General features: G+C 74.4%; 13 protein-coding genes. 8 read left to right on the plus strand and 5 right to left on the minus strand.

Going from position 1 to position 13,564, the window contains the following annotated elements; all coding sequences use genetic code 11:
• Positions 1 to 27 precede the first annotated feature (27 nt).
• The 6 genes from ACFVQ3_RS11115 to ACFVQ3_RS11140 all read left to right on the plus strand — a co-directional run bounded on the left by ACFVQ3_RS11115 (position 28) and on the right by ACFVQ3_RS11140 (position 5,792).
• Positions 28 to 918 carry a DeoR/GlpR family DNA-binding transcription regulator gene (locus ACFVQ3_RS11115; protein ID WP_387638711.1) on the plus strand — a complete coding sequence of 297 codons (891 nt, stop codon included), beginning with the start codon at positions 28 to 30 and terminating at the stop codon, positions 916 to 918.
• A gap of 59 nt (positions 919 to 977) precedes the next feature.
• Positions 978 to 1,874 (plus strand): SIS domain-containing protein, encoded by an 897-nt coding sequence (locus tag ACFVQ3_RS11120; RefSeq protein ID WP_387638714.1) that lies wholly within the window; start codon positions 978 to 980, stop codon positions 1,872 to 1,874.
• Positions 1,871 to 2,935, plus strand: a complete 1,065-nt coding sequence (locus tag ACFVQ3_RS11125; RefSeq protein WP_387638717.1) for an ROK family protein — start codon at positions 1,871 to 1,873, stop codon at positions 2,933 to 2,935. Before ACFVQ3_RS11120 ends, ACFVQ3_RS11125 begins: the two co-directional genes overlap by 4 nt.
• Positions 2,932 to 3,909 carry a 1-phosphofructokinase family hexose kinase gene (locus ACFVQ3_RS11130; RefSeq protein ID WP_387638720.1) on the plus strand — a complete coding sequence of 326 codons (978 nt, stop codon included), beginning with the start codon at positions 2,932 to 2,934 and terminating at the stop codon, positions 3,907 to 3,909. The genes ACFVQ3_RS11125 and ACFVQ3_RS11130 overlap by 4 nt, the downstream gene beginning before the upstream one ends.
• Positions 3,910 to 4,746, plus strand: coding sequence for a ketose-bisphosphate aldolase (locus ACFVQ3_RS11135; protein WP_387638722.1), 837 nt, complete (start codon positions 3,910 to 3,912; stop codon positions 4,744 to 4,746).
• A gap of 152 nt (positions 4,747 to 4,898) precedes the next feature.
• Positions 4,899 to 5,792, plus strand: a complete 894-nt coding sequence (locus ACFVQ3_RS11140) for a general stress protein (RefSeq protein ID WP_387638725.1) — start codon at positions 4,899 to 4,901, stop codon at positions 5,790 to 5,792.
• Position 5,793: 1 nt separating this feature from the next.
• Here ACFVQ3_RS11140 and ACFVQ3_RS11145 read toward each other — a convergent pair whose 3' ends face one another.
• The 3 genes from ACFVQ3_RS11145 to ACFVQ3_RS11155 form a co-directional block, all read right to left on the minus strand.
• Complete coding sequence (locus ACFVQ3_RS11145; RefSeq protein ID WP_387638728.1) at positions 5,794 to 6,786, minus strand: TetR/AcrR family transcriptional regulator; 993 nt, start codon at positions 6,784 to 6,786, stop codon at positions 5,794 to 5,796.
• Positions 6,787 to 6,867: 81 nt separating this feature from the next.
• Positions 6,868 to 7,713, minus strand: coding sequence for an ABC transporter permease (locus ACFVQ3_RS11150; RefSeq protein WP_387638731.1), 846 nt, complete (start codon positions 7,711 to 7,713; stop codon positions 6,868 to 6,870).
• Complete coding sequence (locus ACFVQ3_RS11155) at positions 7,710 to 8,717, minus strand: ATP-binding cassette domain-containing protein (protein WP_387638734.1); 1,008 nt, start codon at positions 8,715 to 8,717, stop codon at positions 7,710 to 7,712. Before ACFVQ3_RS11155 ends, ACFVQ3_RS11150 begins: the two co-directional genes overlap by 4 nt.
• 128 nt (positions 8,718 to 8,845) lie before the next feature.
• Between ACFVQ3_RS11155 and ACFVQ3_RS11160 the strand changes: the two genes are divergently transcribed.
• Positions 8,846 to 9,631, plus strand: coding sequence for a class I SAM-dependent methyltransferase (locus ACFVQ3_RS11160; protein ID WP_387638737.1), 786 nt, complete (start codon positions 8,846 to 8,848; stop codon positions 9,629 to 9,631).
• A gap of 106 nt (positions 9,632 to 9,737) precedes the next feature.
• Here the strand turns inward: ACFVQ3_RS11160 and ACFVQ3_RS11165 are convergent, their stop codons facing one another.
• Together ACFVQ3_RS11165 and ACFVQ3_RS11170 are read right to left on the minus strand one after the other, a co-directional pair.
• Positions 9,738 to 11,279, minus strand: coding sequence for an aminopeptidase P family protein (locus tag ACFVQ3_RS11165; RefSeq protein WP_387638740.1), 1,542 nt, complete (start codon positions 11,277 to 11,279; stop codon positions 9,738 to 9,740).
• 88 nt (positions 11,280 to 11,367) lie between these two features.
• Positions 11,368 to 12,273 (minus strand): alpha/beta fold hydrolase, encoded by a 906-nt coding sequence (locus ACFVQ3_RS11170; RefSeq protein WP_387638743.1) that lies wholly within the window; start codon positions 12,271 to 12,273, stop codon positions 11,368 to 11,370.
• A gap of 245 nt (positions 12,274 to 12,518) precedes the next feature.
• On the opposite strand from ACFVQ3_RS11170, the gene ACFVQ3_RS11175 reads away from it, so the two are divergent.
• Positions 12,519 to 13,505, plus strand: coding sequence for an aldo/keto reductase (locus ACFVQ3_RS11175; RefSeq protein ID WP_387638746.1), 987 nt, complete (start codon positions 12,519 to 12,521; stop codon positions 13,503 to 13,505).
• Positions 13,506 to 13,564: the final 59 nt, after the last annotated feature.

The raw sequence follows: 13,564 nt of genomic DNA on the forward strand, positions 1-13,564 counted from the left end.
CCGCAGCCCCGAGGCAGGGAGAGACGCATGGCACGCCACGACGACCCGACCGTCGGTGACGCCCCGGGAGGGCTCAGCAAGTCCGTCCGGTGGGAGCGCATGCTCGCGCTGCTCGCCGACCGCCGGCGGCTCTCCGTGACCGAGGTGTCCGAGCAGTTCGGCATCTCCGAGTCGACGGTGCGCCGCGACTTCGACCAGATGGCCGACCGGCGCCTCGCGCACCGCACCCACGGCGGCGTCGTCGCGGCGTCCGTCGCCTACGGGCTGCCGGGTCGCTACGGCCAGCAGGTCGACGCCCGCCAGCTCGTGGCCGAGGCCGCCGCACGGCTCGTCGCCGAACGCCACACCGGCCAGCCCGTCGTCGGCTTCAACGGTGGACGCACCACGACCCTCGTGGCGAAGGCGCTCGGCGAGATCTCCGACCAGGCGTCCGAGCAGGCGGCCCGGCACGGCGAGCACGTGTACACCGTCGTCACGAGCGCGCTCAACATCGCGACCGACCTCGTCCTGCGCCCCCAGGTGCGGACCGTGTGCCTGGGCGGCACCGCGCGGGCACAGTCCTACGAGCTCACCGGACCTCTCGCCGTGACGATGGCCCGGAGCCTGTGGCTCGACGTGCTCGTCGTCGGGATGGTCGGCATCGACGAGCACGCCGGGCTCACGTGCGCCGACCCTGACGAGGCCGGGGTCACGACCGCCCTCCTCGAGCACTCGCGTGCCGTGGTCGCCGTCGGGACCTCCGACAAGCTCGGGGTGCGCTCGTTCGCTCAGATCTGCGACCTCTCCGCCGTCACCACCCTCGTCACGGACGCGGGCGCGACCGAGGAGCAGCTCGCCCCCCTGCGGGACGCAGGGATCGAGGTCGTCGTCGTCCCCACGGCACCTCCCACCGTCCCGTCCACGACGTCCGCACCATGACGGACGCCGGGCGCGCGCGGTCCGCGCACCCGGTGGCCCCACCAGAAGGGTTTGACACCATGAGCACCTCCCACGTCAGCGTCGAGATCGCGAGCCAGCCCCAGGTCTGGCGCGAGGCCGCGCGCCTCGCGGCCGAGAGCGCCGGGGTCCTCCCGCAGCCGGGCGAGCGCGTCGCGATCGTCGGCTGCGGCACCTCCTGGTTCGTCGCGCAGGCCTACGCGGCCCGCCGCGAGGAGCTGGGCCAGGGCGTCACCGACGCGTTCGCGGGCAGCGAGTACCCGGTGGGCCGCGACTACGACCGGGTCGTGGCGATCACGCGCTCCGGGACCACGACGGAGATCCTGCACCTCCTCGACGTGCTCGGCGGCAGGCAGCGCACCCTGGCGATCGTGGGCGACCCGACGTCGCCCGGCGCGCAGGCCGCGGACGACGTGGTCGTGATGCCCTTCGCCGACGAGCGGTCGGTCGTCCAGACGCGGTTCGCGACGGCCGCGCTCTCGCTCCTGCGCGCGGGCCTCGGCGACGACGTCGACGCGCTCGCGGCGGCGGCCGAGGACGTCGTCGGGTGGCAGGTCCCCGAGGAGATCCTGGCCCGCACGCAGTTCACGTTCCTGGGCCGCGGCATGGCCGTCGGGCTCGCGAACGAGGCGGGGCTCAAGATGCGCGAGGCCTCGCTCGCCTGGGCCGAGTCGTACCCGGCCATGGACTACCGCCACGGCCCGATCAGCATCTCCGACGAGACGAGCGCGGTGCTCCTGCTCGGCGCCGAGGTCCCGGGCCTCGTCGAGGACGTCTCCCGCACCGGCGCCCTGGTGGTCCGTTTCGACGAGGACGCGCAGATCACGCTCGTGCGCTGCCAGCTCCTCGCGGTCGCGAACGCCGAGCGCAAGGGCCTCGACCCCGACGCCCCGCGCCACCTGACGCGCTCGATCATCCTGGAGGACGTCGCATCATGAGGTCCGGGGAAGCGCAGGTCGCCTTCCCCGCCGTCTCGGAGCCCGTGCCGCCGTCCCGGCCCTCGTCCTCGTCGCCGTCGTCGCACGGCGGGGCGGCCCGGGCGGGGCTCCGTCCGGCGGTGATCGCGCTCGACGTCGGCGGGACCGACATCAAGTCCGCGCTGGTCGTACGCGGTGAGCACCCGGACGCCCCCGACGAGATCCTCGTCGAGCGCGTGGCACCCACGCGCGCAGCGGAGGGCCCCGAGGCCTCGGTCGCCGCGGTCCTGGCCGAGATCGAGGCCCTGCGCGCCGAGGTCCCGGCGGACCACCGGCTGCGGGGCGTGGGCCTCGCCGTGCCCGGCGTCGTCGACGAGGACGCCGGCGTCGTGCGGAACGCCGAGAACCTCGGCTGGGTCGACCTGCCGCTGCGGCAGGTCGTCGCGGACGCGACGGGACTGCCCGTGGGGTTCGGCCACGACGTCCGTGCGGGCGGCCTCGCGGAGGCCCGCCTCGGCGCGGGCCGCGGCGAGCCCGACCACGCGTACGTGTCGGTCGGGACGGGCATCGCCGCGGCGATCGTGCTGCGCGGCGAGGTGTACGCGGGGCGCGGGTTCGCGGGCGAGGTGGGGCACGGCGGGGTACGCGGCGGAGAGCCGTGCCCGTGCGGCGGCAGCGGGTGCGCCGAGACCTACGCGTCGGCCGCGGGCATGGCGCGCAGCTACCGGCACCTCACGGGTGCGGCTGTGCTCGAGGTGCCCGGCTCGGCCGAGGTCCTGGCCCGTGCGAAGGCCGGTGACCTCGTGGCTCGGGAGGTGTGGGACCGCGCGGTCGACCGGCTCGGCGAGCTCGTCGCCGCGATGGTCCGCGTCCTGGCGCTCCCGGTCGTCGTGGTCGGCGGCGGGCTCGTGCGCGCGGGGGACGACCTCATGGTCCCCCTCGACGCCGCGGTGCGGTCCTACCTGACGTTCCACCCGGCACCTCGTCTCGTCCCGGCCGTGCTGGGCGCGGCCGCCGGTACGTACGGGGCGGCCGTCCTCGCGTGGGACGCCGTGGCCACGAGCGAGCTGGAGCCGATGTGACGGGCGAGCAGCGGGTCCGGGTCCTGTGCCTCACGCCGAACCCGGCCTGGGACGTGACCTACGGCGTCGACCGACTGGACCCGGGCGAGGCGCTGCGCGTCCGTTCGGTCGCGGCCCGTGCGGGCGGCAAGGGCGTCAACGTCGCCCGCGTCGTGCGGGCGCTGGGCGGCGACTCGGTCGCGGTCGCCCCCGTGGGCGGCCTCCTCGGGCCGGCGTTCGCGGCGGACCTCGAGGCCGCGGGGCAGCCCGCCGCGCTCGTGCCCGTCGCTGGGGCGCTGCGGCAGGCGGTCGCGGTGGTCCCGCGGCACGCAGGGCCCGACGACGGCGGCCACCCCACGGTCCTCAACGAACCCGGGGCGCCGCTCACCGCGCAGGAGTGGGCGCTGCTCGTGCGCACCGCGGTCGGGCTCGCGGGGGAGGGGACGGTCGTGACGATCTCCGGCTCGCTGCCTGCGGGAACGACGCAGGACCGGTTCACCGACCTGGTGCGGTCGCTGCGCGAGGCCGGCTGCCCGGTCCATGTCGACGTCTCCGGTCCCGGGCTGCTGTGGGCCGCCCGCGCCGGCGCCGACCTCCTCAAGCCCAACCGCGCCGAGCTCGCCGAGGCGACCGGGGTCCCCGGCCTCGCCGAGGGCGTGGCCGCGCTGCAGGGCACCGGGGCGCGCGACGTCGTCGTGACCGACGGGGAGAAGGGTCTCACGGCGTTCGCGCCGGGCTCCACGGCCCCGGTCGCGCGTGCGCGGCTCGACGTGCCCGTGCAGGGCAACCCGACGGGTGCGGGCGACGCGGCCATGGCGGCGCTCGCCGTGAGCGTCGGGCGACCCTGGGCCGAGCGACTGGCCCTGACCGTCGCCACGTCGGCCGCGGCGGTGCTGCAGCCGGTCGCGGGCGAGGTCGACCCGCAGGACGTGCGCCGCCTCGGCGCGCGCGTCCTCGCCGAGAACCTGATCGACACCAGAACCACGGAGGACTGAATGCCGCTCGTCACCGCCCACCAGCTCGTCGACCGGGCCCGCGCCGAGAGCCGCGGGGTCGGAGCCTTCAACGTGATCCAGGTCGAGCACGCCGAGGCCTTCGTGGCCGCGGCGGCCCGCGCGGGCACGGGCGTCGTCCTGCAGATCAGCCAGAACGCCGCCCGCTACCACGGCGGACTGGAGCCGATCGCGCTCGCGACGCTCGCCGTCGCGCGGGCGTCGAGCGCCCCGGTCGTCGTCCACCTGGACCACGCCGAGGACCGTGCTCTCGTGAGCGAGGCCGTCCGGCTGGGGTTCACCTCGGTCATGTACGACGGGTCCGCCCTCGACTACGAGCAGAACGTCGAGGCCACGGCCGACGTCGTGCGCGAGGCGCACGCCCGCGGGGTCTTCGTGGAGGCCGAGCTCGGCAAGGTCGGGGGCAAGGACGGCGTGCACGCGCCGGGGGTGCGCACCGACCCCGCGGAGGCCGTCGCGTTCGTCGCGGCGACCGGGGTCGACGCGCTCGCGGTCGCGGTCGGCTCGTCGCACGCCATGACGGACCGGACGGCGTCGCTCGACTTCGAGCGGATCGCCGAGCTGCGTGCCGCCGTGCCCGTCCCGCTGGTGCTGCACGGCTCGTCGGGGGTCGCCGACCACGACCTGACGCGCGCGGTCAAGGAGGGCATGACGAAGATCAACATCTCGACGCACCTCAACAACACGCTCACGCAGGCGCTGCGGGCCTACCTCGACGAGCACCCGGCCGTGGTCGACCCCCGTAAGTACCTGGGGGCGGGCCGGGACGCGATGCGGGACGAGGTCGTGCGCCTGCTGGCCGTGCTCGACGCGGTCTGACAAGGACCGCCCGGCCGCGAGGCAGGGGGACGTCCTCGAGGGGGAGGAGCCGGACCCTCCACGTCGACGTGGGCCCCCTGCCTCCTGGCGCTCCCCCCTGAGCGAACCCCCTCGCCTCTCACCGCCATGTACGGGACACTGGGCAGATGAGCATGACTCGTCCCAATTCCGCGCCCAAGGTCCCGACGCCGCCGAGCGGGGAGCAGGTCGCGTCCTACGCGACCTACCTCGAGGCGCAGAAGGCCGTCGACTACCTCTCCGACAACAAGTTCGCCGTCGAGTACGTGACCATCGTCGGCACCGACCTGCGCATGGTCGAGCGGGTCATGGGCCGCCTCACGTACGGTCGGGTGGCGCTCGCGGGCCTCGCGTCCGGTGCTTGGTTCGGTCTGTTCGTGGGCCTGCTGCTGTACATGTTCAACAGCGGTGGCGGCCTGATGCTCGCGGCGATCGGTCTGGGTGCAGGCTTCGGGCTGCTCTTCTCGGTCCTCTCGTACTCGCTCACGGGCGGCAAGCGCGACTTCACGTCGTCGAGCCAGATCGTCGCGTCGTCGTACTCGCTGCTGTGCCTCGCGGAGCGGGCGGGAGACGCGCGTCGCCTCCTGTCCCAGATGCCCGACGGCGCCGCGGCCATCGCGCGTCAGGTCCCGCCGGTCTCGGGTCAGCCCGGTCAGCCCGCGCAGCCGGGCCAGTGGGGTCAGCCGGGCCAGGCGCCTGGTCAGCAGGCGGGGCAGCAGGGTCAGCCGGGCCAGCCGGGCCAGCCGAGCCAGCCGTGGGGAGCGCAGCAGCCGCAGGCGCCCGCTCCGGCCGTGAGCCCGGTCCCGCCGACCGGCGCCCCTGCCCAGCCCGCACCCCCGGTCCGGACTCCCGACCCGCGGTGGACCACGCCGTCGGGCGCCCCCCGCTACGGTGCGATGCGCAGCGACGTCGCGCCGCCTCCTGCCCCGGCCGACGGGGCACCGGTCGAGGGGCAGACGGCCCCGGTGACCGACGCCCAGGCCACGGCCGACGGCGCGACCGACGAGACGTCGTCGGGCACGCGCTAGGTCAGCGCGCCGCCCGCTCGGCGGCGGCCCTCGCTGCGTCGCGCTCGCGCTTGCGTGCCTCCTTGAGGCGCTTCTCGGCCTCCCGGACCGCCTTCTCCGCCTCGCGACGGGCCTTGGACGCCTCCTTGACCTGGGGGTCGCGCGCGTAGGCCTCGGCCGCGGCGCGCTCCTCGGGCGAGGGGAGGGGCGAGCTGGCGCGCTCGGCGGGCGAGCGGTCGACGTAGACCCCGATCCCGTCGAGCACGCGCTCGAGGCCGAAAACGACGTCGTCGACGCCGTCGTCCTCGCTCAGGTACGCGCCCGACGCCACGACGGGGTGCAGGTACGGGAAGCGCTCGGGCGTCACGAGCTCGGAGAACACCTCGGCGTACGCGGCGCCGCTCACGTCGCGCCCCCCGGGCGTCTGCCGGGCGCCACGCAGCTCGCGCTGGATCCGGGCCGCGCTCTGCGAGTAGCTCGTGACGAGCATGATCATCGCGAGCTTGTCGGCGTCGGTGAGCGACGTGTCGTGCATCGCCCGCAGGCCCAGGTCCACGAAGCGCAGGTTGTTGGGCGTGAGCGGCACGCCCTGGACCGCGACGTCGAGGAACCACGGGTGGGCCTCGTAGACCGCGAGCGTCGCGAGCGCGAACTCGCGCAGCCCGCGTCGCCACGCCGGCTCGTCGCCGTCGGGGATCCGTCCCTCCATGACCGCGTCGACCTCGGCGCGGGCGCCCGAGGGGAGGTCGACGTCGATCGCCTGCTCCTGCATGAGGAGCAGCAGGTCGTCCTTGCTCGTGACGTAGCGGTACAGCGACATGGTCGTGTACCCCAGGGCCGTCGCGAGCTTGCTCATCGAGAGCGCCGCGAGCCCTTCGGCGTCGGCGATCTCGATGGCCTGCTCGACGATCCGCTCGATGCTCAGCTCGCGGCGCGGGCCGCGCTGCGGGTTCTCGGCCACGCCCCACGCCAGGGCGATGGCGTGGGGCAGGCCGGGATCGGTGGTGTCCGTCATGGGTACATCATCGCGGGTCCGGTCGATGGTGCGCCGGGACGGCCCGCGGCGGCGTCGTCGCGCACGTGCTCGGGGCCGCGCTCAGTGCGCCGTCCGGCGGCGGTACAGCACCGAGGCCAGCGCGCACGAGACCACGAACATCCCGACGAGCCAGGCGATCGCGGGGACGAGGTGACCTGCGGTCGAGGTGCCGGAGAGCAGGGCGCGCAACGTCTCGATGATGGGCGTGAACGGCTGGTGCGCCGCGAAGCCGTGCAGCCACGTCGGCATGGTCTCGACCTGGACGAACCCGCTCGAGAGGTACGGCACGAACAGGAAGAACATGTTGAAGCTCGCGGCGGCGTCCACGCTCAGGACCAGGCCCGCGAGGCAGCTCAACCAGGTGAACGCCAGGACCATGAGCGCGAGGTAGCCGGCGACGCCCACCCAGCCGCCCAGGTCCGCGCCGGGGCTGAAGCCGAGCGCGACCGCGACGAGCAGGACGAGGGTCGCGGAGACGAGGTTGCGGACCGTGCTGGCCAGGACGTGCGCCCACAGGACCGACGGACCGAAGATCGGCAGGGTCTTGAACCGGTTGATCGTGCCGCTCGTCATGTCCTGCGCGACCGAGAGCGCGGCGGTCGCCGAGCCGAAGCCCAGGCACAGCACGAGGATGCCCGGTACGACGTAGTCGACGTAGCTGCCGTCGTCCTCGATCGCGCCGCCGAACACGACGACGAACACGAGCATGATGAGGACGGGCAGCATGAGGGCCGTGACCAGCCCGTCGACGCTGCGCAGCGTGCGGCGCAGCTCACGGCCCGTCATGGCCGAGACGTCGCGCAGCGCGGTCGCGGGGGAGTGCCGGGCGGTCCGGGCGGTGCCGGTCGCGCGGCGGCCGGCGGTGGGGCGCGTGGCCCGTGCGGTCTCTGGGGCGGTGGTGCTCATCGGTGGCCTGCCTCGGTCGGAGCGGGGAGGTGCTGGGCGCGGGGCCCGGGGGTCGCGGACGGGCTCGCGGCCCGGGAGCCGCGTGATCCCGTGAGGGCGAGGAAGACGTCGTCGAGCGAGGGCTTGACCACGCTGACCCCGGTCACGGGGATGCCGCGCTCGTCGGCCAGCGACAGGACGTCGCGGACCGTGCGGAGCGGGTCGGTCGTGGGGACCATGGCCGCGAGGTCCTTCCGGTCGATCCCGGAGATCTCGAGTCCGAGGTCCTGAACGGCCGCGAGGGCCCGTGCGTCCTCGACGTCGACCCGCACGTGCTGACCGGGGACGAGCGCCTTGAGCTCGCTCGCGGTGCCGCGGGCGACGATGCGCCCGCCGTCGAGGACCGCGATGGTGTCGGCGAGGCGGTCGGCCTCCTCGAGGTACTGGGTCGTGAGCAGGACCGTGATGCCGTCGGCCGCGAGCTCGCGGACGACGTCCCACAGCTCGGTGCGCGACTGCGGGTCGAGGCCCGTGGTCGGTTCGTCGAGGATCAGGACCTGAGGGTCCGCGACGAGGCTGATCGCCAGGTCGAGACGGCGGCGCATGCCGCCCGAGTAGGTCTCGACGCGCCGCCGGGCGGCGTCGGTCAGGTCGAAGCGGTCGAGGAGCTCGGCCGTGCGCGCCGCGACGACCGCGCGGGGCAGGTGCGCGAGCGTGGCCATCATCGCCAGGTTCTCCTCGCCCGTCTGGAACCCGTCGACCGACGCGTACTGGCCGGTCAGCGCGATGACCTCGCGGACCCTCGCGGCCTGCCGGACGACGTCGTGGCCCGCGATGCGCGCCGTCCCGGCGTCCGGCCGGACGAGGGTCGTGAGGATGTTGACGGCGGTGGTCTTGCCCGCGCCGTTGGGTCCGAGCAGCGCGTAGATCTCGCCGCGGCGGACGCTCAGGTCCACGCCCTGCAGGACGGCGTGGGATCCGTAGGACCTGGTGAGCCCTCGGACGTCGATCATGGGGTCGGGCATCGCTACCTCCGTGTGCATCGCAGACTGTTGTGTACTTCTTACACTGTGTAGACCATACGCACTGTGTGTTCCGTATACAAGAGGGGAATTCTCGTGACCGCCCGCGAGGAGCCGGTTAGCGTGACCGCATGCACACCGCCACGCACCAGGCCGAGTTCCGTGAGGCCCGCCTCGTCGAGGTCTACGACGCCCAGAACACCTGGGGCCCCGACGACGAATACTTCCTCGCCCGCGCGGCCGAGGGCCCCGGCCCGCGCGTGCTCGACCTCGGTTGCGGGACGGGACGGCTGACCGTGGCCCTGGGCGCCGCGGGACACCGCGTGACGGGCATCGACCCCGCCGGTGCGTCGCTCGACGCCGCCCGGCGCCGCCGCGGCGCCGAGGCCGTGACCTGGGTCCACGGGACGTCCGCCGACGCGCCCACCGGGTCGTTCGACGTCGCCCTCATGACGAGCCACGTCGCCCAGTTCTTCGTCGCCGACGACGAGTGGGCGGGCGTCCTCGCGGACCTCCGCAGGGCCCTCGTGCCCGGCGGGATCCTGGCCTTCGACACCCGGGACCCCCGCGCCCGCGCCTGGGAGGCGTGGCACACGCCGGACGAGCGGGACCCGGTCGTCCTGGGTGACGGGCCGGGTGACGGGCCGGGCGGTGGGCCGTCCGGCGGGCGCGTCGTCCAGACCTGGTGCGAGATCACGGGCGAGCGCGACGGCGTCGTCGACTTCACGCTCGGCTACGAGATGCCCGAGGGCGACGAGCTCCGGAGCACCGCGACGCTCCGGTTCCGTCCCGAGGGAGACGTGCGCCGGAGCGTCGAGGAGGCGGGGTTCGCCGTCGAGCAGGTCTTCGGCGGGTGGGCGTGCGAACCCGTGGGTGAAGGTGCCGGCGAGCTGCTCGTCGTGGCGCGCGCCGTCTGACGGACCGGCGCGACGAGGGCGGGCGCGACGAGGGCGGGCACGACGAAGGCGGCGCCCCGAGATGGTGTCCTCGGGGTCGCCGCCTTCGTGGTGCTGAGGGGCTCGGTCAGTCGCGCAGCGACGCCATCCACGCCTCGACGTCCTCGGGGCGGCGGGGGAGCGCGGCCGAGAGGTTCTCGTTGCCGTCCTGCGTGATCAGGACGTCGTCCTCGATGCGGACGCCGATCCCGCGGTACTCCTCGGGGACCGTGAGGTCGTCGCTCTTGAAGTACAGGCCGGGCTCGATCGTGAAGACCATGCCGGGCTCCAGGACGCCGTCGACGTACAGGTCGCGACGCGCCTGAGCGCAGTCGTGCACGTCCAGGCCCAGGTGGTGGCTCGTGCCGTGCACCATCCAGCGGCGGTGGAACTGGCCCTCGGGCGCGAGCGAATCCTCGGCGGTCGCGGGCAGCAGGCCCCACTCGGCGAGGCGCTCGGCGATGACCTCCATCGCGGCGGCGTGGATGTCGCGGAAGCGCGCCCCCGGGACGGCGACGGCGAAGGCCGCGTCGGCGGCGTCGAGCACCGCGGTGTAGATGCGGCGCTGGACGTCGGTGTAGGTGCCGTCGACGGGCAGGGTGCGCGTGACGTCGGCGGTGTAGAGCGAGTCGACCTCGACGCCCGCGTCGAGCAGCACGAGCTCGCCCGTGCGGACCTGGCCGTCGTTGCGGATCCAGTGCAGCGTCGTGGCGTGCTCGCCCGCGGCCGCGATGGTCTCGTAGCCGACCGTGTTGCCCTCGAGGCGCGCGTGCGCGTCGAACGTCGTCTCGATGACGCGCTCGCCGCGGCGGTGCTCGGTCGCGCGGGGCAGGTTGCGCACGACCTCCGCGAAGCCCTCGATCGTCGCGTCGACGGCCTCGCGCATGTGCTCGATCTCGAGCGCGTCCTTGACGAGGCGCAGCTCCGAGGCGGCCTCGACGAGCGTGGCGTCCGCGGCGGCGTCGTCGGTCTGGCCGTTCTCGAGGCGGATGGCCTCGACCAGAGCCTCGATGTTCTCGTCGGCCCCGGTGACGACCAGCAGGACGACGTGCTCGCCGACGTCCTTGGCGAGCGCGTCGCGCAGCTCGTCGATGTGCGCGGCCTCGATGCCGGTCACGGTGGTGACGTCGTCGAGGCTCGGGCGGGCGCCGACCCAGAACTCGCCGTAGCGCGAGTCGGCGTAGAACTCCTGGGTGTCGCGCGCCGCGAGGGGGCGCACGTACAGGACGGCGTGGTGGTTCGAGCCGTCGTCGCCCGTGCCGGGCTCGACGGGGTGCAGGACCAGGACCGCGTCGGGCTCCTGGTCCGTCCCGAAGCCCGTGAGGTGCGCGAACGCCGAGTGCGGGCGGAACCGGTAGTCCGTGTCGTTCGAGCGGACCTTGAGCGGTCCGGCGGGGATCACGAGGCGAGCGCCGGGGAAGCCCGCGGACAGCTCGGCGCGGCGGGCCGCGGTGTACGGAGCGGCGACGCCGGCCTCGACGTCGCTGCTCGCGCGCGGCGCCCAGCCGCTCGTGATGAACGCCTTGAAGGCCTCGGAGTCGGGCCGGTGCGACCGGTTGTCGTTCCGGGCGGCGATCTCCTGCTCGGACTCCGCGGCCGGCGCGCTGACAGGGGTGGTGTCGTTGCTCATGGGTACCAGTCTCCCATCGGTGTCGGGGAAGGGGCGTGCGGCCCGACGGCGGCGCGGGTGTCGGCTGCGGCGAGCGGGTGGTCGCCGGTCAGGCGGCCGCGCCGACGAGCGTCTGCTCGCGCGCGGGGGACCAGCGGCTCGTGAGGTCGCCGAGCGCTCGGGTCAGCGCCGCGTTGAAGGCGTCGGGGGCGTCCAGGTTCACGTCGTGGCCGGCGCGCGGCACGACGACGAGCGCGGTGCCCGGGACGGTGTCGAGGTAGCGCTTCTCGTCGAGGCGCAGGTGGTCGCGCTGCCCGTTGATGAGCCACACCGGCACCTTCGCCGAGCGCAGGTCGGCGCGCGAGGACCGGCCGGCGAGCTCGTGCAGCATGTCGGTCACGACCTGCCACGCGGGCCGGCCGGGGAGCTGCGGGTCCGCGAACGACCCGGCGCTCGTGAGCTGTGCCGAGGCGCGGGCGCCGCCGGGCAGCGAGCGCCCGGCCCGCAGCACGTCCTGCACGCGCCCCAGGGCGCGGCGGGACGCGGCGCCCGCAGCGTCGACGAGGGCGGCGGCCTCACGGAACAGCGCGACGGGCTTCCCGCGCGGGTCGGCGCTGCACGCGCAGGCCACGACCCCGGCCAGCCGCTCGGGGTGGCTCGCCGCGTACGCGAGCGAGGTGTAGCCGCCGAGCGACATGCCCACCACGACGACCGGGACGTCGTCGGGGAAGGACGCGACGGCGTCGTCCAGGATCGCGAAGGCTCGATCGAGCGTGAACCGCTCGCCGCTGCGCTCGCCGTGCCCCGGCAGGTCGACCGCGACTGCGAGGTGTCCCGCGTCGCGCACGTGGGCGAGCTGACGACCCCAGATCGCGTTCGACGTGCGCACCCCGTGCACGAACACGACGGCGGCGGGAGTCCCCGCTGCAGAGGCCTGCGCCAGGCTCGGGAGGAGGTCGATCGACGGGGCGGACGGGACGGCGGTGGCCCGGAGGACGGGCTGGCTCTTACGCATCTCTCCGGATGCTGCCAGCGCCACCTGGGAGCGCTGCGAAAGCCCGGCGCTGCTCACGTGAACGTCCTGTGCGGGCCTTGGGACGGTCCGTCGCCGAGGGGTGCCCCGCCGAGAGAGGTATTGCTGGACCCTGCCTGCGGAGGGGCGTCGGACGTAGCGTCGTCGGTGCGGCGGTCGACGACGCGGGGCCGACCAGGCGCCCGTCGTCGCGACCCCCACCCGCCACGACACCACAGGAGGCCTGCATGGAGACACGGACGCTCGGACGAGGGCTCGAGGTCTCGGCCCTCGGGCTGGGATGCATGGGCATGAGCCAGAGCTACGGACCCAACCCTGGCGACCGCGACGAGATGATCGCGGTGCTGCGCGGGGCGGTCGAGCGCGGTGTCACGTTCTTCGACACCGCGGAGGTGTACGGCCCGTACGTCAACGAGGAGCTCGTGGGCGAGGCGCTCGAACCGCTGCGCGACCAGGTGGTCCTCGCGACCAAGTTCGGCTTCGACGTCCGCGACGGGAGGTCGGTCGGGGTCGACAGCCGCCCCGAGCAGATCCGCCGCGTCGCCGACGCGTCGCTCCAGCGCCTGCGCACCGACCGGATCGACCTGTTCTACCAGCACCGGGTGGACCCGGCGGTGCCGGTCGAGGACGTCGCGGGCACGGTCGCCGAGCTCGTCGCCGAGGGCAAGGTGGCGCACTTCGGGCTCTCCGAGGCGGGCGCGGGCACCATCCGCCGAGCCCACGCCGTCCATCCCGTGACCGCGCTGCAGAGCGAGTACTCGCTGTGGACCCGGGAGATCGAGCACGAGATCCTGCCGACCCTCGACGAGCTCGGGATCTCGCTCGTGCCCTTCAGCCCGCTCGGCAAGGGGTTCCTCACGGGCACCGTGGACGCCTCGACCGAGTTTACCGACGGGGACGTCCGGACCCTCATCCCGCGTTTCACCGAGGAGAACCGGGCCGCGAACCAGGCGCTCGTCGACCTCGTCACCGAGGTCGCGCGTGCGCACGGGGCGACCCCCGCCCAGGTCGCCCTCGCCTGGCTGCTCGCCCAGCGGCCGGACCTCGTCCCGATCCCGGGCACCCGCAGGCTCTCCCGCGTCGAGGAGAACCTCGGCGCGACCACGCTCGACCTCACCGCGGCCGACCTCACCTCCCTCGGGGAGGCCGCGACCCGCCTCGGCGTCGCCGGGGCCCGCTACAACGAGGCCATGCAGAGGATGACCGGCCTCTGACCCGTCGTGCCCGCCCTCGCCCGGTCGCTCACCCGGGCGAGGGGCCACGCGCGAGGGCG

Origin of the sequence: Oerskovia sp. NPDC057915, assembly GCF_042887685.1 — a bacterium.
Lineage (GTDB): Bacteria > Actinomycetota > Actinomycetes > Actinomycetales > Cellulomonadaceae > Oerskovia.